Annotated in this window: 18 protein-coding genes; 11 read left to right on the forward strand and 7 right to left on the reverse strand. The window is 53.9% G+C overall.

Annotated features, from left to right (window positions below):
- Positions 1-478: 478 nt before the first annotated feature.
- Positions 479-1,432 (forward strand): DUF1471 family protein YdgH, encoded by a 954-nt coding sequence (ydgH, locus tag RIN69_RS12005; protein WP_313852073.1) that lies wholly within the window; start codon positions 479-481, stop codon positions 1,430-1,432.
- Positions 1,433-1,642: 210 nt separating this feature from the next.
- Positions 1,643-3,034 carry an amino acid permease gene (locus tag RIN69_RS12010; RefSeq protein ID WP_313852074.1) on the forward strand — a complete coding sequence of 464 codons (1,392 nt, stop codon included), beginning with the start codon at positions 1,643-1,645 and terminating at the stop codon, positions 3,032-3,034.
- Between the two features lie 46 nt (positions 3,035-3,080).
- Here RIN69_RS12010 and RIN69_RS12015 read toward each other — a convergent pair whose 3' ends face one another.
- The gene (locus RIN69_RS12015) at positions 3,081-3,494 is read right to left on the reverse strand and encodes a hypothetical protein (protein WP_313852075.1); all 414 of its coding nucleotides are present in this window, start codon (positions 3,492-3,494) and stop codon (positions 3,081-3,083) included.
- A 165-nt stretch (positions 3,495-3,659) separates the two neighbouring features.
- On the opposite strand from RIN69_RS12015, the gene rstA reads away from it, so the two are divergent.
- The 5 genes from rstA to RIN69_RS12040 all read left to right on the forward strand — a co-directional run bounded on the left by rstA (position 3,660) and on the right by RIN69_RS12040 (position 8,876).
- The gene (gene rstA / locus RIN69_RS12020) at positions 3,660-4,388 is read left to right on the forward strand and encodes a two-component system response regulator RstA (RefSeq protein ID WP_313857728.1); all 729 of its coding nucleotides are present in this window, start codon (positions 3,660-3,662) and stop codon (positions 4,386-4,388) included.
- Positions 4,385-5,689, forward strand: a complete 1,305-nt coding sequence (gene rstB, locus RIN69_RS12025; RefSeq protein ID WP_313852076.1) for a two-component system sensor histidine kinase RstB — start codon at positions 4,385-4,387, stop codon at positions 5,687-5,689. The genes rstA and rstB overlap by 4 nt, the downstream gene beginning before the upstream one ends.
- 46 nt (positions 5,690-5,735) lie before the next feature.
- Positions 5,736-7,223, forward strand: a complete 1,488-nt coding sequence (locus RIN69_RS12030; RefSeq protein WP_313852077.1) for a carboxypeptidase M32 — start codon at positions 5,736-5,738, stop codon at positions 7,221-7,223.
- Between the two features lie 165 nt (positions 7,224-7,388).
- The gene (gene asr, locus RIN69_RS12035) at positions 7,389-7,787 is read left to right on the forward strand and encodes an acid resistance repetitive basic protein Asr (RefSeq protein ID WP_313852078.1); all 399 of its coding nucleotides are present in this window, start codon (positions 7,389-7,391) and stop codon (positions 7,785-7,787) included.
- A 285-nt stretch (positions 7,788-8,072) separates the two neighbouring features.
- Positions 8,073-8,876 carry a trypsin-like serine peptidase gene (locus tag RIN69_RS12040; protein WP_313852079.1) on the forward strand — a complete coding sequence of 268 codons (804 nt, stop codon included), beginning with the start codon at positions 8,073-8,075 and terminating at the stop codon, positions 8,874-8,876.
- A gap of 42 nt (positions 8,877-8,918) precedes the next feature.
- Here the strand turns inward: RIN69_RS12040 and hrpA are convergent, their stop codons facing one another.
- On the reverse strand, positions 8,919-12,821 hold the full coding sequence (gene hrpA / locus RIN69_RS12045; protein ID WP_313852080.1) for an ATP-dependent RNA helicase HrpA: 3,903 nt from the start codon (positions 12,819-12,821) through the stop codon (positions 8,919-8,921).
- 257 nt (positions 12,822-13,078) lie between these two features.
- Between hrpA and azoR the strand changes: the two genes are divergently transcribed.
- On the forward strand, positions 13,079-13,678 hold the full coding sequence (gene azoR, locus RIN69_RS12050) for an FMN-dependent NADH-azoreductase (RefSeq protein WP_313852081.1): 600 nt from the start codon (positions 13,079-13,081) through the stop codon (positions 13,676-13,678).
- A 114-nt stretch (positions 13,679-13,792) separates the two neighbouring features.
- Here azoR and RIN69_RS12055 read toward each other — a convergent pair whose 3' ends face one another.
- Genes RIN69_RS12055 through RIN69_RS12065 form a run of 3 tightly spaced genes read right to left on the reverse strand, consistent with a single transcriptional unit; the run spans position 13,793 to position 16,941 of the window.
- Positions 13,793-14,116, reverse strand: a complete 324-nt coding sequence (locus RIN69_RS12055) for a YdbL family protein (protein WP_313852082.1) — start codon at positions 14,114-14,116, stop codon at positions 13,793-13,795.
- Between the two features lie 13 nt (positions 14,117-14,129).
- The gene (locus RIN69_RS12060) at positions 14,130-14,324 is read right to left on the reverse strand and encodes a YnbE family lipoprotein (RefSeq protein WP_390902363.1); all 195 of its coding nucleotides are present in this window, start codon (positions 14,322-14,324) and stop codon (positions 14,130-14,132) included.
- Positions 14,308-16,941, reverse strand: a complete 2,634-nt coding sequence (locus tag RIN69_RS12065) for a YdbH family protein (protein WP_313852083.1) — start codon at positions 16,939-16,941, stop codon at positions 14,308-14,310. Before RIN69_RS12065 ends, RIN69_RS12060 begins: the two co-directional genes overlap by 17 nt.
- A gap of 203 nt (positions 16,942-17,144) precedes the next feature.
- Here RIN69_RS12065 and RIN69_RS12070 point away from each other — a divergent pair, with 203 nt between their 5' ends.
- A complete protein-coding gene (locus RIN69_RS12070) occupies positions 17,145-18,137 on the forward strand; it encodes a 2-hydroxyacid dehydrogenase (protein WP_313857730.1) in 993 nt (330 codons plus the stop codon).
- 51 nt (positions 18,138-18,188) lie between these two features.
- On the opposite strand, the gene RIN69_RS12075 is transcribed toward RIN69_RS12070, so the two are convergent.
- On the reverse strand, positions 18,189-18,464 hold the full coding sequence (locus RIN69_RS12075; protein WP_313852084.1) for a putative hemolysin: 276 nt from the start codon (positions 18,462-18,464) through the stop codon (positions 18,189-18,191).
- 395 nt (positions 18,465-18,859) lie between these two features.
- Here RIN69_RS12075 and nifJ point away from each other — a divergent pair, with 395 nt between their 5' ends.
- Entirely contained in the window at positions 18,860-22,390 is a 3,531-nt protein-coding gene (gene nifJ / locus RIN69_RS12080; protein WP_313852085.1) for a pyruvate:ferredoxin (flavodoxin) oxidoreductase, read from the forward strand.
- A 53-nt stretch (positions 22,391-22,443) separates the two neighbouring features.
- Positions 22,444-22,731 carry a putative quinol monooxygenase gene (locus RIN69_RS12085; protein ID WP_313852086.1) on the forward strand — a complete coding sequence of 96 codons (288 nt, stop codon included), beginning with the start codon at positions 22,444-22,446 and terminating at the stop codon, positions 22,729-22,731.
- 50 nt (positions 22,732-22,781) lie between these two features.
- On the opposite strand, the gene dbpA is transcribed toward RIN69_RS12085, so the two are convergent.
- Entirely contained in the window at positions 22,782-24,161 is a 1,380-nt protein-coding gene (dbpA, locus tag RIN69_RS12090; RefSeq protein ID WP_313852087.1) for an ATP-dependent RNA helicase DbpA, read from the reverse strand.
- Between the last annotated feature and the right edge of the window lie 19 nt (positions 24,162-24,180).

Raw genomic sequence — 24,180 nt, forward strand, 5'->3', positions numbered from 1 at the left:
CACTCGCTCCGGCCCTTATGACCGAAACTGACTTGTTTCAAACTATTTATAACCTACTGAAAATATGTCTCTCGATCCACTCGCCGCGTGCTATAGCTGACACTTTCACATAAAAATTCAGAGACAAGTGGGAAAAACACTATTTTGGCACTGAATTTAACAGTAAATTACGCATAATCTGCTATGCAAAATCGGTTCATAACAAATTTATTAACTGTAAAAACCATTAATTAACAAAGCGTTAACTAATTAACTAATATCTATAACCAGCATAAGTGGTAAACAACTCGCTGTGCGTCCAGTTTTATACTTATTTTGACTTAACAGAATATTGCCTGATATCGATGCAAGGAAATGGCATAAATTGCCTGAGACAGCAGCCATTATTACATGCAATAATCGACAGCTAATCTGTTACACATCAAGAGTCCAGCACGTTTTCGTACTCATTTTTTGCGTAAGGCGAAGGATTATTTTTATGAAGCTGAAGAACACCATTCTGGCGACGACCCTGTTGTCTGTCACGACACTATCCGCTTACGCGGCAGAGGAATTGTCGCCAGAAAAAGCGGCCTCGTTAAAGCCATTTGATCGAATCTCAATTAACGGCCGTTTTAATGCGATTAACGACGCCAGCGCAGCCATCTCCAAACGCGCCGACGAAATGGGCGCTGCCTCTTACTATATCCAGGGCATTAGTGATAATAACGGTAATGGCGGCAACTGGCGCGTTACTGCCGATCTTTATCACGCCGATGCGCCTGCTGCGGCAAATACCACCGAATACCGCGTATTCAACGGCGTGAAAGAGCTGCCAAAAGGCGAAGCTTTCCAGCTGGAACCTTTCGATACCGTTTCGGTTAGCGGTTTCTATCGCAGCCAGCCGGACGTCAATGACGCGATTTCCAAAGCAGCAAAACAAAAAGGTGCCGCATCATTCTTTATCGTCCGTCAGGTTGATGCCAATAATGGCGGTAATCAGTACATCACGGCGTATGTGTATAAAGCCGATGCGGCAAAACGCCAGGTGCAGAGCCCGAACCTGATCCCTGCCGACTCTGAGGCCGGTAAAGCCGCACTGGCTGCTGGCGGTGCCGCGGCGAAGCAGGTCGAAATTCCGGGCGTCGCTTCCTCCGAAACCCCAAGCAATCAGGTGGGTAATTTCTACCAGACGCAAAGCTCAACCGGTCAGCGTTACACCGTTAAACTGTCTGACGGCAAATCTGTTCAGGAGCTGAACAACATTACTGCCGCACAGATGCAGCCGTTTGACTCGGTAACCTTTACCGGACATTTCAGTACCCCAACTGAAGTTTCCCATGAAGTGGCCAAGCGTGCGGCGGCTAAAGGTGCCAAGTATTATCATGTAACCCGTCAGTGGCAGAACCAGAGTGGTGGTAACCTCACCGTTTCGGCAGATCTGTTCAAATAAGCATCATTTCGGGCAGCATTTTGCTGCCCGCTGTCTTTCTGAATAATCTGTAGCAGTTTTTGCATAGTCAGTCATTGCACTCCGCTTTTCCTCTCCGTAAAATCGGCCGCCAGTTTTAGGGGTTTCGGTCGAACACATTCGTCTTTCATTGCGTAAAATTCGTTCGTTAGCCCGTCCATTAGTTATTTATGCTGTAGTCAGGACACATTCTTGGATAAAAAATTAGGTCTAACCGCCCTCACCGCTCTGGTGCTTAGCTCCATGCTGGGTGCTGGCGTTTTTAGTCTGCCGCAAAATATGGCGGCGGTTGCCAGCCCGGCGGCGCTGCTGATTGGCTGGCTGATTACCGGCACCGGGATTATTTTTCTCGCGTTGGCGATGCTATTACTGACGCGTCTGAAACCGGAACTGGACGGCGGAATCTTCACCTACGCGCGCGCCGGATTTGGCGATCTGGTCGGCTTCTGCTCCGCCTGGGGCTACTGGCTGTGTGCGGTGATTGCCAACGTCTCATATCTGGTGATTGTCTTCTCAGCCCTGAGTTTCTTCACCGATTCGCCGGATCGGGTGGTGTTTGGCGACGGCAATACCTGGCAGGCGGTTTTGGGCGCTTCCATTCTGCTGTGGCTGGTGCACTGGCTGGTACTGCGTGGCGTACAGACTGCCGCCAGCATTAATCTGGTTGCCACCTTGGGTAAGCTACTGCCGCTCGGCCTGTTTGTGTTACTGGCAATTGCGGCGTTTAACTTCGACCGCTTTAAATTTGATTTCACCGGCGTGGCGCTGGGTAAACCGGTCTGGGAGCAGGTAAAACAGACGATGCTAATCACCCTGTGGGTGTTTATTGGCGTCGAAGGCGCGGTGGTGGTTTCTGCCCGTGCGCGAAATAAAAAAGATGTCGGCCGCGCCACGCTGCTGGCAGTGATTGCCGCGCTGTGCGTCTATCTGCTGGTGACGCTGCTGTCGCTGGGTGTTGTGCCCCGCGCTGAGCTGGCAGAAATGCGCAATCCTTCAATGGCGGGTCTTATGACGCGTCTAATCGGTTCGTGGGGCGATGTGGTGATCGCCGTCGGTCTGATTGTATCGGTGTGCGGCGCTTACCTCAGCTGGACCATTATGGCGGCTGAAGTGCCGTTTATTGCCGCGCAACAGGGGGCTTTTCCGCGTTCGCTCAGTAAGCAGAATGCACGCAGTGCGCCATCGGCTTCGCTATGGCTGACCAACGGCAGCGTCCAGCTGTGTCTGATTCTGATCTGGCTGACGCAATCCGATTACAACACCCTGCTGACTATCGCTTCTGAAATGATCCTCGTCCCCTATTTCCTGGTAGGCGCCTATCTGTATCAGGTGGCGCGCAAGCTGAATAAACCGGGTATTACGCTGGTGGCGCTGGGTGCCTGCATTTATGGCTTATGGCTGCTGTACGCTTCTGGTCCGCTACACTTAATGTTGTCAGTGGTGTTGTATGCGCCAGGCCTGCTGCTGTTTTTGTTCGCCCGTCGCGGTGGACGCGCAGCGCAGGGTTTAAGCCGCGTGGAATGCAGTGCGATTGTTGTGCTGATGGTGGCGGCCTTACCGGCGATGTGGATGCTGGTAAAGTAACGCGCTGACTGGACCTTCAGGCAAAAGTCTGAAGGTTCACACTCGGTTAATGCGCGGTGGTTGGAAAATGGATGCTCAGACGATCTTCATGCTGGGTGAGATTGAGCGGTTTGCGATATTCCAGCTGAATGGTTTCCAGCTGCTGCGCAGAAAGTGTATAAGGCAACAGGATATCCAGCTGATTAATCTGCTGCTGTTCAGCCAGCGTAATCAGCCGTGCGATGTTAATTTCGTCGCTGACCTGGGTTGAAATGATTTGCAACGCTAATTCTTTCAGCCGTTCGGACGAGGCTGGCTGATGATGAGCGGGATTGCGCGTCACCATCCCAAAGATGGGTAGCACGCCATAAATAGCGTCAACAAAGCTCCAGCGTTTCTTGCACGAGGCGGAGAGAAAATCCATATAATTGAAGCAGATGCGGTCACTGTATCCGGCTGACGCCAGTTCTTTCTCAGACACCCTCGCTCTCCTCCCGATGGAAAATACTGTAAAACAGCCCTGGGAATATAATCGCATATTTTGTAGGGGTAGTTCTATACATCTTGAGTTATTTAACGTGGGTTCATAGTTGTTATCCGCAAGACAGGATATGCTGCTCTCCCCCGCATACAGACGTACAGCATGATGAGCAAAATAGTATTTGTTGAAGACGATCAGGACGTTGGCGAATTAATCGCCGCTTATCTCGGCCGCCATGGTATCGATGTCTTAGTCGAAAGTCGCGGCGATCGCGCAGAAGCGGTGATCGCCGCCAACCGGCCCGACCTGGTGATGCTGGATATCATGTTACCCGGTAAAGATGGCATGACGTTGTGCCGCGATCTCCGTGCCAGCTGGTCCGGCCCGATTGTACTGCTCACCTCACTCGACAGTGATATGAACCATATTCTGTCGCTGGAGATGGGCGCTAATGACTATATCCTGAAAACTACGCCGCCCGCAGTACTGCTGGCGCGCCTGCGACTTCATTTGCGGCAGTCAGGAGGCGGTAACAGCAATGAAGAGATTGCGCCGGCGCTGTCGGGCCATAAAGCACTGCGTTTCGGCACGCTGTTCATCGACCCGCTTAATCGCCAGGTTGCGCTGTCTGACGAAAATATTCCGCTATCCACTGCCGACTTCGATCTGCTGTGGGAGCTGGCAACCCACGCAGGGCAAACTCTCAATCGTGACGCGCTGCTGAAAACCCTGCGCGGCGTCAGCTATGATGGTCTTGACCGCAGTATCGATGTCGCCATCTCGCGGCTGCGGAAAAAATTAAATGACAGTGCTACCGAGCCTTACCGGATTAAAACTATCCGTAATAAGGGCTATCTGTTTGCTCCGCATGCCTGGGAAATTAACAACGCATGAGAAAGCTTTTTATCCAGTTCTACCTGCTGCTGTTTGTCTGCTTTCTGGTGATGGCGCTGCTGGTAGGCCTGGTGTACAAATTCACCGCAGAGCGCTCCGGCCGTCAGTCGATGGATGATCTGATGAAAAGCTCGCTGTATCTGATGGGCAGCGAGTTGCGCGGCATCCCGCCACGCGACTGGAATAAGACCATCAATAACCTCGACCTGAACCTCTCCTTTAAAATGCATATCCGCCCGCTTAATAAGATTAAGCTTGAGCCAGCGGACATGCGACGCTTGCGCGCCGGAGAGATCGTCACGCTGGATGATGAATATAGCTTTTTGCAGCATATCCCTCGCAGCCACTATGTACTGGTGGTCGGCCCGATTCCCTACCTGTTCTTTTTGCATCAGATGCGCCTGCTGGATATCGCACTGCTGGCTTTTATTGGCCTGTCGCTGGCGTTTCCGGTGTTTATCTGGATGCGACCGCACTGGAAAGATATGCTGAAACTGGAGTCAGCCGCTCAGCGTTTTGGCCAGGGACATCTGGATGAGCGTATCCATTTTGACAGCGCGTCCAGTCTGATACGCCTTGGCGTTGCCTTTAATCAGATGGCAGATAACATCAATACGCTGGTTGCCAGCAAAAAACAGCTCATTGACGGCATTGCTCACGAGCTGCGTACGCCGCTGGTGCGCCTGCGCTACCGGCTGGAGATGAGTGATAACCTGACGGACGCTGAATCTGCTGCGCTGAACCGCGATATCGGCCAGCTGGAAGCACTGATTGAAGAGCTGCTGACCTACGCACGGCTCGATCGCCCTGAAGTTGGCCTTAATTTGCAGAAAATCGACCTGGCCCACTGGTTGCAGGAAAGGCTGGACGATATCCGCATCCTCCATCCTGATCATCTTATCAGCCTGGATACGCCAGAACGCGACAATATCGCCGTTGCTGATGCAAGGCTGATGGAACGGGTGCTGGATAATCTGGTGAATAATGCGCTGCGCTATGCCGATCGGCAGCTGCGGGTCGGGCTATGGTTTGATGGCAATATTGCCTGTTTACAGGTCGAGGATGATGGCCCCGGCATTCCGCTTGCCGAACGTCAGCGCGTGTTTGAGCCTTTCGTCCGTCTCGATCCCAGCCGCGATCGCGCGACCGGCGGTTGCGGTTTAGGACTGGCAATTGTGCATTCAATTGCGCTGGCGCTCGGCGGCCATGTCATTATTGACAGCAGCCCGCTTGGCGGTGCCAGCGTTCGCTTTTGCTGGCCGGTTGATTTACCCTTGCCGACAACCCAGGCGCCTGATTGACTTTCAGGTCGGGCTGCCGGCCCTTTTGTGCTCAAGGAGACATCACGTGACATCTGCATATCAACATCTGACAAAAACATTCCAGCGCCTGTCGCGTTTCGGCCATCTCTCCGCCATTGCCGGCTGGGATATGCAAACCATGATGCCAGCAGGCGGCAGCCGCGCGCGTGGCGAAGCACTGGCCGAGCTGAGCGTATTGCAGCATGAAATCTTAACCGCTAAACCCATCGCTGGCTGGCTGGATCAGGCGGAGCAGGAATCGCTGAATGACGTTGAGCGCGCAAACCTGTTTGAAATGCGCCGCGCCTGGCAACAGGCCGCCCTGCTGCCGGCGTCGCTGGTCGAGGCTAAGTCGATTGCCGGTTCACGCTGCGAGCACGCCTGGCGTCAGCAGCGTCCGGCAAATGACTGGCAGGGTTTCGCCAGCAACTTAAAAGAAGTGGTCAGACTGAGCCGCGAAGAGGCAGAAATTCGCGCCCAGGCGAACGGCTGCTCGCGTTATGATGCGCTGCTCGATGTGTTTGAACCGGGTATGACCAGCGCTAAGCTGGACAGCACCTTTGGCGATCTGAAACAGTGGCTGCCGCAGCTGCTGCAACGCATTGTCGACAAGCAGGCGCAGGAGAAAGTTGAGCGTCCGGTCGGGCCTTTTGCGATTGAGTCTCAGCGTCAGCTCGGCCTCAGCGTAATGCAGCAGCTTGGTTTCGATTTTAATGCCGGTCGTCTCGACGTCAGTGCGCATCCGTTCTGCGGCGGCGTGCCGGAAGATGTGCGCATCACCACCCGTTACAATGAAACTGAGTTTCTCAGCGCCATGATGGGGGTGATCCACGAAACCGGCCATGCGCGTTATGAGCAAAATTTGCCAAAGCAGTGGCTCGACCAGCCGGTAGCCCATGCACGCTCCACCGCCATTCACGAATCACAAAGCCTGTTCTTCGAGATGCAGCTGGCACGCAGCGCTGAATTCCTGCAGCTGATTCTGCCGCAGGTCGCTATACATATGGGCGATCAGAGTGCATTGCAGGCGGATAATTTTGTGCGCCTTAATCAGCGTGTCAAAGCAGGGTTTATCCGCGTGGATGCTGATGAGGTCAGCTATCCGGCCCACGTCATTCTGCGCTATGAGATTGAACGTGCACTGATTAGTGGCGATATTGAAGTCGATGATATTCCGGCCATCTGGCAGGAAAAAATGCAGGCTTACCTCGGTATTGATACCAGTGGAAATTATCGTGATGGCTGTATGCAGGATATTCACTGGACCGACGGTGCTTTCGGTTACTTCCCGACTTACACGCTTGGCGCCATGTATGCCGCGCAGCTATTCCAGGCGCTGAAGCGCGCGCTGCCGCAGGTTGAAACACAGATTCGTGAAGGCGACTTGCAGCCCATTTTTGACTGGTTACAGCAGAATATCTGGCAGCACGGCAGCCGTTTCAGCACCCGCCAGCTGATGTCTAACGCCACCGGAGAAGATCTTAATCCGGCCTATTTCCGTCAGCATCTGGAAAATCGCTATCTGAATAACTGACATCCGCAGATACGGGCGGTGAACCCCGCCCGTACGCCAGCCTCAGTTGTACATTCGGTTACACGCCGATACCAATCACTCACGGAAACTCCCCTCGCGATTACTTATAGTGATTTCACCGGCCCCGCAATGGGCTTACAGATGAAAACATTCGAGGGTTTGATAATGAAAAAATTAGTTTCTTTGGTTGTTGCTGCTGCTATGGGTCTGTCTTCCGTTGCTTTTGCTGCTGAAACGACTGCGGCTCCGGCTACCATGCATACCGCGGCACCAGCCAAAGCCACCGCGCATAAAACCGTGCATCATAAAAAAGAGCACAAAGCGGCAGTGCAGAAAGCACAAGCAGCAAAAAAGCACCATAAAAAAGCCACCAAACCTGTCGCACAGAAAGCGCAAGCAGCTAAAAAGCATCACAAGAAAGCCACTAAACCTGTAGAGCAAAAAGCACAGGCGGCACATAAGCATCATAAAAAAGCCGCAAAACCTGTCGCGCAGAAAGCGCAGGCTGCCAAAAAACATCACAAAAAAGTCGCTAAGAAAACCGCTGCTGCGCCTGCAGCATAACAGTGTCGCAGGTTAACCTGCGACAGCCGGTCTGACTATGATAAACACCCGGTTCTTCCGGGTGTTTTCTTCCTGGAGTAACGGAAATGGTGCGTCGCTATTTATTCGAAATCATCCTCGTTACGATGATTATCTGCGGTATCATTACCGTCAGTTTCTGGCTTTAAATGCTGTAGCGTGCTGATATTACGAATTAAACTCCCTTTTTTCCCGCTTACCGTCTATAGTTAACTCTTCACGCGTGATAATGACTATTTAACAGTTCTCACCCTTCCTGAGAGTGATATGCGCATAACGGCCGTGGTATTAATGGGATTGCTGTCGCTGGCATTTTATTCCCATGCTGATGAAGATTCGCTCAGCGAAGACGACACTCAGACCCTGTTTTTTGGTAAAGACGATCGCCAAGCGGTGGACGATACCGCCAGCGTACCGTGGGAAGCTATCGGCCAACTGGAAACCGCCAGCGGTAACCTGTGCAGCGCTACCCTGATCTCTTCGCATCTGGCCCTGACCGCTGGCCACTGCCTGCTGACGCCACCCGGTAAACTGGATAAACCGGTAGCATTACGTTTTATCGCTAATGATAAAGGCTGGCGCTATGAGATTCACGATATCGAAGCGCGGGTTGATCCGGCGCTGGGTAAAAAACTTAAGGCAGATGGTGACGGCTGGATCGTTCCTTCCGCAGCAGCGCCTTATGATTATGGCCTGATTGTACTGCGTAACCCGCCGGCCGGCATTACGCCGATCCCCCTGTTTTCCGGTTCACGCAGTGAGCTGACCGCAGCCCTGAAAGCGACAGGACGTAAGGTGACACAGGCGGGTTATCCGGAAGATCATCTGGAAACACTCTATTCCCATCGCGACTGTCTGATCACTGGCTGGGCGCAGCGTTCAGTGTTATCGCATCAGTGCGATACGCTGCCGGGCGACAGCGGTTCGCCACTGCTGTTAAAAGTCGGTGATGGCTGGCAGTTAATTGCAGTGCAAAGCTCCGCTCCGGCGGCGAAAGACCGCTATCGCGCAGATAACCGCGCCATTGCGGTTACCGCGTTTCGCGATCAGCTGGAAGAGTTGGCGCTGTAAAAATTATCAGGGCGGCGAAAACGTCGCCCTGATGCCGACCTGTTACTGTGCAATCTGCTCCATCGCCTGCAAAATACGCTTATCGGAAATCGGATACGGCGTTCCCAGCTGCTGAGCAAAGTAGCTGACGCGCAGCTCCTCAATCATCCAGCGTATATCCTGCACATCCTCATCATCCTGACGCGTCGGCGGCAGTTTGTTAAACCAGCGGCTCCATGCCTGCTGCACCTGCTCAACTTTCAGCATACGCGCGCGATCGCTGTGTGGATCAACCGGTAATTTTTCCAGACGGCGCTCAATAGCGTGCAGATAACGCAGGGTATCCGGCAGATGTTTCCAGCCGTTTTGAGTAACAAAGCCGCGATATACCAGACCGTTCATTTGCGCTTTAATGTCCGACAGCCCCAGCGCCATGGTCATATCCACGCGCCCTTTCAGGCGTTTATTGATAGTAAATACCGAGGTAAGAATCTGCTCGACCAGCCTGGCAATCTCGACCACCGTCTCATTCAGCTCCGCGCGCACTTTATCATGCAGGCGGGTAAAGTCGGCCTCCAGCCAGCTCGGACCGCCAAATTCTGCGATCAGTTTATCTACGCCGCAGGCAATGCAGTCATCGATAAGCTCCAGCACCTTGCCATAAGGGTTAAAGTACAGTCCGAGTTTGGCCTTGTTCGGCAATTTTTCATGCAGATATTTGACTGGCGACGGGATATTCAGCAGCAGCAATCGCCGCTGGCCACGCCACATCATCTTCTGCTGCTCGTGCTGACTGTCGAACAGGCGAATCGCCACGCTGTCCTTTTCATCAACCAGTGCTGGCCAGGCTTTCACGCTGTAATTACCGCGTTTCTGCTCAAAGTGGTCCGGCAGATCGCCGAAACTCCACAGATGCAGCCCACTCTGCTCCAGCCCGTCATCGGCCACCAGCGACAGCGTCTCCTGTACCTTGCCTTTCAACCCGGCACGCAAGGCGCTCAGATCTTTACCTTCCTTCAACTTTTTGTTGTGTTCATCGACCACGCGGAAGGTCATTTTCAGATGATCGGGCACCTGATCCCACTGCCATGCGTCACGCTCAATTGTGACGCCGGACATGCGGCGGAATTCGCGCTCCAGCGCTTCGAGCAGCGGGGTTTCCTGCGGAGTAGCACGCCCAAGAAAAGCTTCAGCGTAGTTCGGCGCGGGCACAAAATTGCGTCGCAGCGGTTTTGGCAGCGATTTAATCAGCGCGATAATTAATTCCCGACGCACACCGGGGATTTGCCACTCAAAACCGGTTTCTCCGACCTGATTCAGCAGCGGCAACGGGATATGCACCGTGACGCCATCAGCATCGGTGCCGGGTTCAAACTGATAGCTGAGCGGCAACTTCAGATTGCCCTGATGCCAGAAGTTTGGATAATCCAGTTTACTGACATTACCCGCGCCCTCTTTAATCAGCATCTCTTTGGCAAAATTCAGCAATTCCGGCGTCTGCTGACTGACCTTTTTCCACCAGTTATCAAAATGACGCGCTGAAACCACCTCGTGACCAATGCGCTGATCGTAAAAAGCAAACAGCGTTTCATCATCCACCAGAATGTCGCGACGGCGGGATTTATGCTCCAGCTCCTCTATTTCATTGCGCAATTTCAGGTTGGCTTTAAAAAACGCGTGGCGCGTCTGCCAGTCACCTTCTACCAGCGCATGGCGAATAAACAGCTCGCGCGAAAGTGTTGGATCAATTTTGCCGTAGTTAACTTTACGCGCGGCGACAATGGGCAGACCATACAGCGTGACTTTTTCACTGGCCATCACCGCACCCTGGGCTTTCTCCCAGTGCGGCTCGCTGTAGCTGCGTTTCAGCAGATGCTGAGCAATTGGCTCGATCCATTCTGGTTCGATGCGTGCCGCAATGCGCCCCCACAGGCGGCTGGTTTCCACCAGCTCGGCAACCATCGTCCATTTCGGCGGCTTCTTAAATAAACCCGAGCCAGGGAAGATGGCAAATCGGGCATTGCGCGCGCCGGTAAATTCCTGCTTATCCGCATCTTTCTGACCAATATGTGACAGCAACCCGTTGAGTAGCGCCAGATGGATTTCACGGAATTCCGCCGGCTCGCTGTTGACCGGCAGCCCTAATTCACGCACCACCTGACGCAGCTGGGTATAAATATCCTGCCACTCACGCACCCGCAGATAGTTGAGATAATCGGTTTTGCACTGGCGGCGGAAATGACTGGATGACAGCGCTTTTTGCTGCTCTTTCAAATAGTCCCACAGATTCACAAACGCCATAAAATCGGAGTCTTTATCCGCAAAGCGCCGATGCTTCTCATCCGACGCCTGCTGTTTTTCCACCGGGCGTTCACGCGGATCCTGAATCGACAGCGCGGCGGTGATGATCATCACTTCACGCACGCAGCCGTATTGCTGTGCCGCCAGCACCATTCGCGCCAGTCGGGGATCAACCGGCAACTGCGCCAGTTGACGACCGGATGCGGTCAGCTGATAGCGCTGGCCTTCATGCTGGGTAATCGCTCCCAGCTCTTCCAGCAGGCGCACGCCATCCTGAATATTGCGTTTATCCGGCGCTTCGACAAACGGAAAAGCGCTGATATCACCGAGACCGAGCGCGGTCATCTGCAGAATCACCGACGCGAGGTTCGTGCGCAGAATTTCCGGATCGGTAAACTCAGGGCGATTATTAAAATCGTCCTCCGCGTACAGACGAATGCAAATACCTTCCGAAACGCGGCCGCAGCGCCCTTTACGCTGGTTAGCCGAAGCCTGCGAAATCGGCTCAATTGGCAGACGCTGAACCTTGGTGCGGTAACTGTAGCGACTGATACGCGCAGTTCCCGGGTCGATAACATATTTAATTCCCGGTACCGTCAGCGAGGTTTCCGCTACGTTAGTTGCCAGCACGATGCGGCGGCCGGTGTGCGAGTGAAACACCCGGTTCTGCTCGGCATTCGACAGGCGCGCATACAGCGGCAGCACTTCGGTGTGCGGTAAGTCGCGCTTGATCAGCGCATCGGCGGTATCGCGGATCTCACGCTCTCCGCTCATAAAGATCAGAATGTCGCCGCGACTCTCTTCGCCCAGTTCATCAACCGCATCGAAAATCGCCTGTAGCTGATCGCGTTCGCTGTCATCCACATCTTCGGAAACCGGGCGATAGCGCACCTCAACCGGATAGGTTCGGCCAGAAACTTCAATAATCGGGGCGTGGTTGAAGTGACGGGAAAACCGCTCAGGATCGATGGTCGCGGAGGTAATTATAATTTTCAGGTCCGGGCGACGTGGCAGCAGTTCACGCAGGTAGCCCAGCAGAAAATCGATATTCAGACTGCGTTCGTGCGCTTCATCGATAATGATGGTGTCGTACTGCATCAGCAGGCGATCCTGCTGGATTTCGGCCAGCAGGATCCCGTCGGTCATCAGTTTTACCTGAGTGGTATCGCCAACCTGATCGTTAAAACGCACTTTATAGCCGACACAGCCACCGAGCGTGGTCTCCAGCTCTTCCGCAATGCGATTCGCTACGGTACGTGCCGCCAGACGACGCGGTTGAGTATGCCCTATCAGCCCTTTAATACCGCGCCCCAGCTCCATGCAAATCTTTGGTAGCTGGGTGGTCTTGCCTGAGCCGGTTTCACCGGCAACAATCACCACCTGATGGTCGCGGATCGCCTCAGCGATTGCTTGTTTTTTCTGGCTGACCGGCAAATTTTCCGGATAGCTAATTTTTGGCATTGCCGCCAGACGCTGCGCCACGCGCTGCTCGGCTACGGCAATCTCCTGACTCAGATCATCGACAATGCCCTGCTGAGCCGCCGGATTTTTCACTTTCTTCGCGCCCTGTATCCGGCGCTGCAAGCGCTGGCGATCGCGCAGCATCAGTGCGTCCAGACGGGGATAAAGTGCCGTCAGCGGCGAGTTATTGGTGTTTTCAGACATGTTGGTTCAGTACCCGTTTAGCGCAGCGACGGTTAATTATCAGAGGAAGTGTCGCCCTGCTGGCGTTAATAAAATTCTTCAGTTGTCGGCGCGCAGTTTAGCACAGCGTAATAAGTGTCGGCGTCATCTCTCTGTATGCTTGTTCAATAATTTCGAACATAGCTCTCGAAATATTGCGCTATCACTCCTTAAAAAATATCCCTAAAGTGTAAATCATTGAGCGGACAGCCTTCCGCATTAACAGACAGGAAAAGATCATGAGCAAAGTATTAGTTCTTAAATCCAGTATTCTCGCCGGTTACTCACAATCAGGCCAGCTGGCTGACTTCTACGTTGAGCAAGCTAAATCAGCAGGTGACGACGTTACCGTCCGTGACTTAGCGGCAAACCCAATTCCGGTGCTGGATGGCGAGCTGGTGGGAGCACTGCGCCCTTCCGAAGCGCCACTGACTCCACGTCAGCAGGAAGCGCTGGCACTGTCTGACGAACTGATTGCTGAGCTGCAAGCACACGACACCGTGGTTATTGCGGCGCCAATGTACAATTTCAACATCCCAACTCAGCTTAAAAACTACTTCGACCTGATTGCCCGTGCCGGTGTGACGTTCCGTTATACCGAAGCAGGCCCGGAAGGCCTGGTGAAAAATAAGCGTGCGGTGATCATCTCCAGCCGTGGCGGCATTCATAAAGATACTCCTACCGACCTGCTGACCCCTTACGTCAAACTGTTCCTCGGCTTTATCGGCATCACCGACGTAAACTTTGTCTTTGCAGAAGGTATTGCTTACGGTCCGGAAGTGGCGACCAAAGCATCGACCGAAGCGAAAGATGCTATCAAGCAGATCGTTGCGGCTTAACAGCTAATCGTGGGGGTGGCACTTTTGCCGCTCGTGCTGAGTGAACATCCAGCATATCATCAGGACGGGAGCTGATAACGGCTCCCCTACATAAATCCGCAATCTGGTGGCTTACTACTTTTTCTGCAGCCACATTCCATTGATGCCGCGCACATACTCTCCTGACTCGGCGCGCTGTACCAGTTTTTCTCCGGCAATACGCGCCACCTGCGCGGTGGACATACCATTGCGCTGCGCCAGCTGCTGATACTGCTGTTCACGCCCCTGATTGATCCGCTCGACCAGCGCCAGCGTTGCGCTGTCCTGCTTCACCGGCGCAATATAGCCGCTCAGGGTCTCGCCTACCCGCCCCTGTTGCCGCGCCTCATCCAGCGACAGCGCCCAGGCCGACGGAGATAACAGCATGCCAGCCAGCATCAGCCAGAGTAACTTTTTCATGCCCGCCTCCTTATCAGAACAGATCGCTTTGATTTTTCAGTAAAGCTTCCACATCTTTATCCACTTTAATATGAATCTCATGTTCAATTTTCACATTCATATTGATGGTGATCGGCTCTTTGGGTGCCGCGACTTCAATGCGTGGAACGCAACCCGCCAGCAGTACCCACGCCGGTGACAGCACCAGCAGTTTAGTTGTCAGTGTCATGACGTTTTTTTTCCTTCTGCAACGGCAAGCTGGCATTCTCTTCAAGCCATGTTTGTAAATTATCGCCAAAGCGCAGACTGCGCCAGAGCTGAAAAAGATTCTCTTGCTGGGTGTAGTTCAATGCCACCCGCTGATTTTTATCGCGAAAACGGCTGCTGCCATCGACCTGAGCCCTCATGGTTAGCTCGCCTAAATTGTCGAGATTAATGGTCGCCCACGAACGCGTTATTTCCATATAGCGCAGCCAGTCTATCGCTGCACCGGCAGCAATATTATTGCTGGCGATAGCATCCGCCATCTGTTTATCCAGTCGCAAAGTCAGATTGCCGCTGTTGGCTATCCAGCCATCCTTTATCAGCCACTGCGAATGATTCAGCCACAGCGGCAGTGCGCCGTTAATCCGCCCCGACATGGCAATCTGTTTGGGTTTAATCGCGGTTATCAGCTCACTCAGGTCAATTCCCTGCAGGCGCACCGTCGCCGCCTGATGCTGGGGTAGCGCCAGCTGCGCCATACTGAGCTGACCGCCAAGAACTTCGACGCTGACATTGCTCAACGTCAGTGGCTGCCGTTCACTCCACGGGTAATTTCCCTGCAGGTCGGCGGTGATATTATGCATCGCAAACTGATTTTTAATCTCTTTAATCCGCAACGATACCGGGCCGCGCGAGCCAAAATACCACTTATGCGCCTGCAGCCGGAACGGCAGCGAAAAATCGATACCGTTAATTTCGTTGTCCGGCATGCGCACGCTGCCCTGGTTAACCACCCAGTGGCCGCCCGCCTCAAAGCCCTGTCCGGCAGCCGCCGAGAACGCGACCTGCGCTTTCAGCATGCCCGATTGAATATTTATTTTCAGATCGTTACTTAACAGCGGCTGAAACACCGTCAGCGACTGTTCCGGCCACCAGGCCTGGCCACGCAGCCGCTCGCCATCCCAACGCCCGTTGACTCTTACCGGGCCAATCGCTTCTGCTTTCAGCGTGCCATTGAATAAAAAGTCAGCAGGATCGCGTCCGTTCACCGCCAGCTTCAGGTTTGACGACGGCAGGAAACCGCCAGAACTGAAACTGGTTTCACGTGCCGTCAGCTGCAATTCACCTTTGAAAGCGGGTTTATCCGCCGCACGTTGCCAGCGCAGCGGTGAAGTCAGCGTCAGTCGCGGTGTTCTCATCGTGACCGAGCCATAGCTCAGGCGATCAAAACCGGTCGACAGCGTATCCAGTTCAATGGTGGAGTCCTGCCAGCTACCGGTACCGGCAACGTCCCATTTGGCGGACAGCGGTGCCATATATCCGGTTCCCCAGTAACGCCAGTTCCAGCGCCCTTTATCCGGCCAGAAGTCGGCTGCGCGGCCATCAAGGTGCAGAGCAAAGCGCCCCATACTCGGATCGTGTGCTTGCAGGATCGCCTGTAAACGGCCGTCGATGCCCGCTGATGAGACTTTTATCCCTGCCAGCGGCCAGCGTGCCTCATCAACTTCCAGCGTCGACAATAAACGGCCACGCATCCGCAGCAGCGCGCCAGGCTGCAGAATCACCTGAGGATCAAGCAGCGAGCCACTGATCATCCCCGGCATGCTGGTATAGAACTGCAAATTTTCCAGCTTACTGGTGCCGGTTAGCTGGAAAGGCAGCTGGCTGTTGAGCATATCCAGGTGGCCCGGCCCGACACTCAACACCACGTTGCCTTTGCCCCCGCGTCCCTCGGTCAGCACATTGAGCCGCGCGACAATTTCAGTTGCTGCCAGCCCCTGCTGCCAATGGCTTAACGTCAGCGAGACGCCGCCGGATACCGGCTGCATCGCATAAGGCCAGCGCCATGTTCCCTGTTTGATCTCAATCTGCTGCGGCGATACCGCCCAGGGCAGTGTCACCAGCGGTTGAGCATCGCCCTGCTGTTTGACCTGCAATTCACCCTGCTGCTGCTGCCAGTTAAGTTGCAGGTTAAGCGGTTGCGGCACTCCCTTTAAATTGAGGTCGCCATGCAGCTGGCCCGCTTGCGGTAAACCATCAGGAAAGGTGGGTAAGGTTAACTCTCCCGACAGTTCAACAGGCTGTGCCAGCGCCGGATGATTAACCCTGAACTGGCGGATATCGAGCTGTTGCCCCTGTAACATTCCGCTGACGCGCAGGTTATCGCCCTGGTAATCCAGCTGTTGGCTTGCGGAAGAGAAAGAGAGCTGAAGCTTACCGGCGTATTCCTGATAAGGGGCAATCGACAATTGACTGATGCTGACATCGGCATCCGGCAGCATTGCCTGCCAGTCGGCCAGTGAACGTGGCGCAGCACTGTTATCGCCTTGCGGCAATTTGCTCAGACAGGCGCTGTTTAAACTGACGTTATCCGCACCTGCCTGCCAGCGGCGCGCCTGATAGCTCAGCGAAACATTGGTTAGCATCGCCAGCTGGCAATCACCAGCGTAATACTGCACGCCGGGTAGCCACAATCCGCCGTTGCGCCAGCGTGGGCTGCCGTCCAGCGCGATAGTGGTATCCTGCGGCAACCAGATGCCTGCCAGCCGCGGCAGCCATTGGGTGACGGTCAGCATCATCCCGGTCAACAGCAGAACTAAAGCCAGCACCGCAGCACAGAAAATGTAAAAGCCCCGAGTCATGGTACTGAATATCCGTTCTGTCCGTGAAGTTATTAGGTTAAATGATGGCACGTAACGGCATATCGGTGAAGTTTTTATCTGCAAATCAAACAATTCATCATCAGAAAATGTCGTCATGGCAACGAGATTTTAACAGCCTGTTGGGAATAGTTGTTATGATGAAAAGAGAATCAACTTAATCGCCTTGAGGCAGGAGAGGAATGATGAAACTTGCGGTATACAGCACCAAACAATATGACCGGAAATACCTTGAGCACGTTAATGAAAGCTACGGTTTTGAGCTGGAGTTTTTTGACTTCCTGTTAAATGAGCATACCGCTAAAACCGCCGTTGATTGTGATGGCGTCTGTCTGTTCGTTAACGATGACGGTGGGCGTGTGGTGCTGGAAGAGCTGGCTGGGCTGGGCGTAAAATTTGTCGCTCTGCGCTGCGCCGGCTTTAACAATGTCGATCTTGATGCGGCTAAACAGCTGGGTATTCGCGTGGTACGCGTTCCGGCTTATTCGCCGGAAGCAGTAGCGGAACACGCCATTGGCATGATGATGACGCTCAACCGCCATATTCATCGCGCTTATCAACGCACCCGCGAAGCTAATTTCTCACTGGAAGGACTGATTGGTTTCAATATGCACGGCCGCACGGCTGGTGTCGTGGGCACCGGTAAAATCGGTATTGCTGCGCTGCGGATTCTGAAGGGATTTGGCATGCGCCTGCTGGCGTTTGATCCTTATCCAAACCCGCAGGCACTGGAACTGGGCGTCGAGTATGTCGACATCAATACGCTGTTTAAACAGTCGGATGTGATTAGCCTGCACTGCCCACTGACGCCGGAAAACCATCACCTGCTTGATGCCAGCGCCTTCAGCCAGATGAAAGATGGCGTTATGATCATTAACACCAGTCGGGGTGGATTAATTGATTCTCAGGCAGCTATTGAGGCGCTGAAAAAACAGAAGATTGGTTCACTGGGAATGGACGTGTATGAAAACGAACGCGACCTGTTCTTCGAAGACAAATCCAATGACGTGATTCAGGATGATGTGTTCCGCCGCTTGTCGGCCTGCCACAACGTGCTGTTTACCGGCCACCAGGCATTTTTAACCGCCGAAGCCTTAACCAGCATTGCACAAACCACACTGGCCAATTTAAGCCAGCTGGAAAAAGGCGAAACCTGCGCCAATGAATTAACCGTGTAACAATGGACGGGTCACTGTAAGGTGACCCGTCTTATCGCTCAACGCTGACCATTAAAATCTGGCGCAGGTGCCACTCAGCAAGGCGCTTTCCCCGCAGCGACGCCCATTGGCAAGCTGACACATGCCTGTCGAGCTACCGTCTAACTGTCGCGAAAACGCCAGAGTGCCACCGGCGCTGGCGCAGTTGGATGCGGCTAACTCAGACATATTCACTCTGGCAGGTACGTGGGCGGCAGTTGCCTGCTGCGGCGGTTCATTGTCGACGTTGCTGCTGCATGCTGATAACAGCAACGCAGCGCCGGCAAGCAGAAAGGTCGCTGCTTTCATGTATCGGGCTCCGGGATAATATGGGGAAAAGCTTTGTCAGCTTATGTCACGATCTATCCAAGGTCGAGAGCAGAATTGAAAATCAGAGAAATTAAATTAGCGAAATAGCAATAGCAAAATTCTTGTTTACCACCAGAATGGTCTGTACGAATTCTCTCTGAAAAATTAATTTCAAATTATTCAATCGATTATATTTTCTTCTTTCATCGCTACCACTCCGCTCGGCACATGGAACCTCAGCAGCCCCCTTCAATTAAAAACTAACCACCTTTGCTGTGCGGTGCTGTTCGCCTTAACAGCACACTAAAGTCAAAATTGCCCGATCCGCCATTTGCTAAACTACAGCAATACCCCCTGTCTTTGTGCGGTACAAACTTTATCCCTAAGGGCTGACTATGATAACTATTGACGGTAACGGGGCTGTTGCCTCTGTCGCTTTTCGCACCAGCGAAGTGATTGCTATCTACCCAATTACCCCCAGTTCCACCATGGCCGAGTTAGCCGATGCCTGGTCTGGTGATGGCCGTAAAAATATCTGGGGCGATGTCCCGCGCGTGGTGGAGATGCAGTCGGAAGCCGGAGCCATTGCCACGGTGCATGGCGCACTGCAAACGGGCGCCCTCTCCACCTCTTTCACCTCATCTCAGGGTTTACTGTTGATGATCCCGACGCTGTACAAACTGGCCGGTCAGCTAACGCCATTTGTCCTGCACGTCGCGGCTCGCACCGTTGCCACCCACGCGTTATCAATTTTTGGCGATCACTCGGATGTGATGGCCGTGCGCCAGACCGGCTGCGCGATGCTGTGCGCCAGCAGCGTGCAGGAAGCGCAGGATTTTGCGCTGATTGCGCAAATGGCGTCACTGAACAGCCGGATTCCATTTATTCACTTTTTTGATGGCTTCCGCACGTCCCATGAAATCAACAAAATTGCACCGATTTCCGATAACACGCTGCAAAATCTGATGCCACAAAGCGCTATCGATGCCCATCGCCAGCGAGCATTATCACCGGATCATCCAATTATTCGCGGCACCTCCGCTAACCCGGATACTTACTTCCAGTCGCGCGAGGCCACCAATCCCTGGTATAACGCCACCTGCGGTCATGTGGAAAAGGCGATGAATGATTTCGCCGCCGAAACCGGCCGTCAGTATCAGCCGTTTGAGTATTACGGTCATCCACAGGCCGATCGCGTTATCGTGATCATGGGTTCTGCGGCCGGTACTTGCGAAGAGGTGATTGACGAACTGTTGCAACGTGGCGAGCGCGTCGGTGTGGTGAAAGTGCGCTTGTATCGGCCGTTTTCTGCCAAACACCTGCTACAGGCAATTCCTCTTAGCGCCAAAAATATTGCGGTGCTGGACCGCACTAAAGAGCCGGGCGCTGTGGCTGAACCGCTGTATCTGGATGTAATGACGTCAATCGCGGAAGCGTTCAGCCGCGGTGAACGTCAACAAATGCCACGGGTGACGGGCGGACGCTACGGTTTATCATCGAAAGAATTTGGCCCGTCCTGCGTGCTGGCGATTTACCGCACACTGGCGACGGACAACCCACCAGCGCGCTTTACCGTTGGCATTTACGACGATGTCACCCACCTTTCATTGCCGCTGCCGGAAAACAGCCTGCCAAACCATGCCAAACTTGAAGCACTGTTTTACGGCCTCGGCAGCGACGGCACCGTCTCTGCAACTAAAAACAATATTAAAATTATTGGCAACAGCACGCCGTTAAACGTGCAGGGCTACTTTGTCTATGATTCGAAAAAAGCGGGCGGATTAACCGTATCCCATCTGCGCGTCAGTGAACGACCGATCCACTCTGCCTACCTGGTCGATAAGGCAGATTTTATTGGCTGCCACCAGCTACAGTTTATTGATAAATACCAGATGGTTGAGCGACTTAAACCGGGCGGCACCTTCCTGCTGAATACCCCGTATAGCGCCACAGAAGTCTGGTCACGCTTACCGCAGGAAGTCCAGGCGCTGCTGCGGCAGAAACAGGCGCATTTTTATGTCATTAACGCGGCGAAAATTGCCCGCGACTGCCAGCTGGGTGCGCGTATTAACACCGTGATGCAGATGGCCTTCTTCCAGCTGAGCCAAATTTTATCCGGCGACAGTGCGTTAATTGAACTGCAGAACGCCATTGCCCGCAGCTACAGCAGCAAAGGCCAGCAGCTGGTTGAACGTAACTGGCAGGCGCTGGCAGTAGCGCAGCAGGCTATACAGCATGTGCCGTTACAGCCGGTCGATGCCAACAGTCCGCTGCGCCCGCCGGTGGTTTCCGATGCGGCACCCGATTTTGTGAAAACGGTCACCGCCGCAATGCTGGCCGGACTGGGCGATGCGCTGCCGGTATCCGCTCTGCCGCCAGATGGCAGCTGGCCAACCGGCACCACCCGATGGGAAAAACGCAATATCGCGGAAGAAGTGCCAATCTGGAAACCTGAACTGTGCACTCAGTGTAATCATTGCGTCGCCGCCTGCCCGCATTCGGCAATCCGCGCCAAAGTCGTGGCGCCAGAAGCACTTGACTCAGCACCTGAACAGTTACAGTCAATGGATGTGAAAGCGCGCGACATGCGCGGTCAGAAGTATGTCTTACAGGTGGCACCAGAAGATTGTACCGGCTGTAATCTCTGCGTCGAAGTCTGCCCGGCGAAAGACCGTCAGCAGCCGTCGATCAAGGCGATTAATATGATGTCGCGTCTTGAACACGTGGAAGAAGAAAAACAGAATTATGACTTCTTTCTTCAGTTGCCAGAAATCGATCCGGCCCAGCTTGAGCGCATTGATATCCGCACCTCGCAGCTCATTTCGCCGCTGTTTGAATACTCAGGTGCTTGTTCAGGCTGTGGGGAAACGCCGTACATTAAATTGCTGACGCAGCTGTACGGTGACCGCCTGCTGATCGCCAATGCCACCGGCTGCTCATCGATTTATGGCGGTAACCTGCCGTCAACGCCTTACACCACCAATGCTGAAGGACGTGGGCCGGCGTGGGCCAATTCGCTGTTTGAGGATAATGCCGAGTTTGGTCTGGGCTTTCGTTTAACCGTCGACCAACACCGACAGCGCGTCAATCGTCTGCTGGAGCACTACCGCAATCAACTGCCAGAGCAGTTGGCAGACGAGCTTAAAAGTGACAGTGTCACCATAGCGCAGCGGCGGCAGCAGATTTCCGCCCTGCGCGATGCCCTACAGCATATTGATGAAGACGATGCCCGGCAGTTAATCAGCGATGCTGATGCACTGGTGGAAAAATCAATCTGGCTGATTGGCGGGGATGGCTGGGCGTATGATATCGGTTTTGGCGGTCTTGACCATGTGCTGAGCCTGACGGAGAACGTCAATATCCTGGTACTTGATACGCAGGGCTACTCCAATACCGGCGGTCAGGCATCCAAAGCTACACCGATGGGTGCGGTAACTAAATTCGGTGAACACGGTAAGCGTAAGGCGCGCAAAGATCTGGGCGTCAGTATGATGATGTATGGCCATGTGTATGTGGCGCAGATTTCGCTTGGCGCACAGCTGAATCAGACGGTAAAAGCGATTCAGGAAGCGGAAGCTTATCCAGGGCCTTCACTGATTATCGCCTACAGTCCCTGTGAGGATCACGGCTATGATTTAGCCAGCAGCCACGACCAGATGCGGCTGCTGACCTCCAGTGGCTTCTGGCCGCTGTATCGTTTTGATCCGCGCCGTACTGAGCAAGGCAAGTTACCGCTGGCGCTGGATTCACGCCCCCCGACCAGCGAACTGGAACAGGCACTAATGAATGAGCAACGTTTCCGCCGTCTTTACACGCAACAACCTGAAGTTGCGCGCCAGCTGTGGCATGATGCCAGTGAGGATCTGCAACGCCGCTATCAAATGCTGGCACGGATGGCTGGTAAAGAGGAAACAAACGAGTCGTAACCCTGAGGGCGACATGCATGTCGCTCCGATAACAACAAAACAGGAGAACAGCTATGAGTAATAAAAGTCTGATGATTGTGGCTAAATTCGTTGCACAACCGGGTAAAGCCGATGAGCTGAAAAAAGTATTAAGCGCCTGCATTGCACCAAGCCGCGCCGAGTCCGGATGTGTGCATTACGATCTTTATCGCAGCGTTGAAGACGGCAACGTGTTTCTGTTTCATGAAACCTGGCAGGATGAAGCCGCTATCGCCGAACATGGTGAACAGCCGCATTTTAAAAAGCTGCTGGCCGGCTGCGAGAATCTGCTGAAATCCCCGCCGGAAATCATTAAACACTGATTATCGATGACCGCCAAAGCACGCCGACTGCGGCCTTGGCGGATCGTTGCTTACTTCAGCAAGCGTGCGCGGCAGGTTTTACCTTTGATTTTGCCCTGCTGCAGCTGTTTCATTGCCTGGCGTGCGGCATCATGGCGGATCGCCACGTAAGCGTGGGTTGGCGTAATATCGATTTTGCCAATCAGCTCAGCCTTTAATCCGGCATCACCGGTCAATGCGCCGAGAATATCGCCCGGACGAATTTTCGCTTTGCGCCCACCATCAATACACAGCGTCGCCATCTCCGCATCCAGCGGTTTAATCGCAACCGATTTCAGTGCGCTGCCTGACTGCCAGTTTAGCTTCATTTGCAGATAATCTTCCAGCGCATGGGCGCGCACCATCTCATCCGGGGCAACGAAACTCACCGCCTTACCCTGCTGACCGGCGCGCGCGGTACGGCCAATACGGTGCACGTGCACTTCTGGATCGAAAGACAGCTGGTAGTTAACCACCATTGCCAGCTCTTTAATATCCAGACCGCGCGCCGCGACATCGGTCGCCACCAGCACCCGGCAGCTGCCGTTGGCAAAACGAATCAGCACCTGATCGCGGTCGCGCTGCTCTAAATCGCCGTGCAGTGCCATGGCGCTGATCTGGCTGCCCTCCAGCGCCTGCGCGATATCGTCGCATTCACGTTTGGTATTACAAAACACCACGCAGGACTTCGGCTGCTGCTCACTCAGCAGGCCCATCAGCATCGGCAGCTTATCGCGGTTACTGCCTTCCCAAAAACTTTGCTCAATCGCCGGCAGTTCAGAAACATCATCCGTTTCTACCGTCAGCGGATCGCGCTGAATACGATTACTGATCTGAGCGATACCCTGCGGCCAGGTGGCAGAAAACAGCAGGGTCTGACGTGACGGCGTGCTGTAGCCGATAATCGCATCGATATCATCACGGAACCCCATCTCCAGCATCCGATCGGCTTCATCCAGCACCAGCGTGGCGATGCTGCCAATATTCAGCGTTTCACGCTTAAGATGGTCGAGAATGCGCCCTGGCGTGCCCACTACGATATGCGGGGCATGTTGCAGCGAGTCACGCTGCACACCGATCGGCTGCCCACCGCACAGCGTCAGAATTTTAATATTCTGGGTAAATCTCGCCAGACGGCGGAGCTCTTTGGTCACCTGATCCGCCAGTTCGCGCGTCGGGCACAGCACCAACGACTGAGTGGTGTACTGCGTCGGGTCGATACGCTGCAGCACGCCAAGGCCGAACGCAGCGGTTTTGCCACTGCCGGTTTTAGCTTGCGCACGCACATCGCGGCCAGCAAGGATGTCAGGCAGTGCAGCCGCCTGGATCGGCGTCATCGCCAGATAGCCCATCTCTTCAAGATTGGTCAGCTGGCTGGCGGGTAATTGCGTCAGGGTTGAAAAAGCGGTCACGTAAACTCTCTGCAGAAAT

The sequence above is a fragment of the Winslowiella toletana genome (genome assembly GCF_032164335.1).
Taxonomy (GTDB): Bacteria; Pseudomonadota; Gammaproteobacteria; order Enterobacterales; family Enterobacteriaceae; genus Erwinia; species Erwinia toletana_A.